This window comes from Streptococcus cuniculi (assembly GCF_004570575.1).
Lineage (GTDB): Bacteria > Bacillota > Bacilli > Lactobacillales > Streptococcaceae > Streptococcus > Streptococcus cuniculi_A.
On record NZ_SPPD01000044.1, the window covers coordinates 1 to 1,470 of the forward strand.

A 1,470-nucleotide genomic window follows, 5' to 3' on the forward strand; every position below is an offset into this window, starting at 1 on the left:
TCACAAAATGAGTATCGTCCACACGGTAGAGCTGTTCTTGTCCACTGACCGCAACGGGTTCCCCGTATTGACGTTTTAATTCTGCTTCTGCATCACTCTCTTCTGTCACAACTTTCGGTTGTTGGATAGCATCGCCCTCATCTTTGGAAGATTCGGGTGTTGCACTAGAGGCATCAGCCGTTTCCTTATTGACATTCTCAGAGCCAACGGTTTGGCTCTTGGCTTCTTCTACCGCCTCTTGATGAGCTTGTTCTGCTTGGGATTGTGCAATAGCCTGACTGATTTCCTCCGCATACATCATTGGGCTATTGGAAACAAGCACGGCCAGTAATACAAGGGCATTCATTAACTTATGAAGTCGTTTCATCTGGATGTCTCCTTTACGAGGTAACTAAAATAATACAAGGTAGCAATCAATACAATCGCATCAATGGCTGACACAAGGACTGAACCAACAGTCGGTAGAAAATAGCTCAGAAGAATGATACAAATAGATACCATGATGACTCCTACTAATGGTAGCTATAGGTAGTTCCGTCTTTCCCTAATAGGTAAATTCTTATGAATACTGACTAGGCCAAAGCACAAGATTACCTTTAGGACACTTTGGAGGAGGGTACTCATTGTCCAAACACCTATCCGCACAGCAGTGTAAGCAAAACTAGTATGGTCATACAACAGTTGGCCGAGTCCGCCAATGAGGAAACCTACAGTAACAGCGGTTAGAAGATAGGCTAAGATCAGCTTGGGCAATCGTTTATCAGACCGATGGAGCTTGTAAAACCAAACTCCAATAGGAATAACGAGGAATAGTCCTACTGCACAAAAAGCAAGGCTCATTAGCGGCAATACGATTGATAGGGCTGTATCTGTCGCCCAAGGTGAAATCACACCTGTCAGTAGGAGACGTTGACCAACCCCAACTAACAGTAAGCCAAGTGCTAATCTCCAAAACTTGGAAAGAGTAACCTTCTTAATCATCTTTACTCCTTTCTTTTACATCTTTCAAGCGAGCGGTGACGACATAGCGCTGGTCATTGTTCACAGCATCACAGGTCGACAGGATTAAAAACCTGTCCTTGTCTTTTTCAACCGGCAAGGATCGGTAAGCGCCACCGCTCGCTAATGCTCGTTCTTGTAGGGTGGCTAGATAGTGATGAACTCCTGCTTGATTCCCTAGTTCAAACGTAGAAAATAGGTGGTCATCTGTATAAAGATGCGCCGCCATAATCTCATATTCATATTGTGTATCCACGGTCTCTACGCTAATGGTTTTATGTTCATGAAAGAACGACGGGTCTGAGAAATCCTGTAACGAACCAAACATCGTGTCATCTGTCATGGCATGACCATAGATGATGGTGATCGGATCTTCGAACGTTTTCGTATTGACCAACTCTGTAAAGATAGCCCCGTAGTAAGTCTCTGCCCCATCTACATCATGAGATAAATAATACGAGTCATCCCTTG

4 protein-coding genes are annotated in these 1,470 nt (G+C 44.1%); all 4 read right to left on the minus strand.

Annotated features, from left to right (window positions below):
- A partial coding sequence (locus E4T82_RS11900) for a hypothetical protein (RefSeq protein WP_135182977.1) occupies positions 1–367 on the minus strand: 367 nt, incomplete at its 3' end.
- Entirely contained in the window at positions 364–501 is a 138-nt protein-coding gene (locus E4T82_RS12920) for a hypothetical protein (protein WP_228065161.1), read from the minus strand. The genes E4T82_RS11900 and E4T82_RS12920, both read right to left, overlap by 4 nt.
- A 21-nt stretch (positions 502–522) precedes the next feature.
- Positions 523–981 carry a hypothetical protein gene (locus E4T82_RS11905; RefSeq protein ID WP_228065163.1) on the minus strand — a complete coding sequence of 153 codons (459 nt, stop codon included), beginning with the start codon at positions 979–981 and terminating at the stop codon, positions 523–525.
- On the minus strand, positions 974–1,470 hold a 497-nt coding region (locus tag E4T82_RS11910), incomplete at its 5' end, for a class B sortase (RefSeq protein WP_135182978.1). The genes E4T82_RS11910 and E4T82_RS11905, both read right to left, overlap by 8 nt.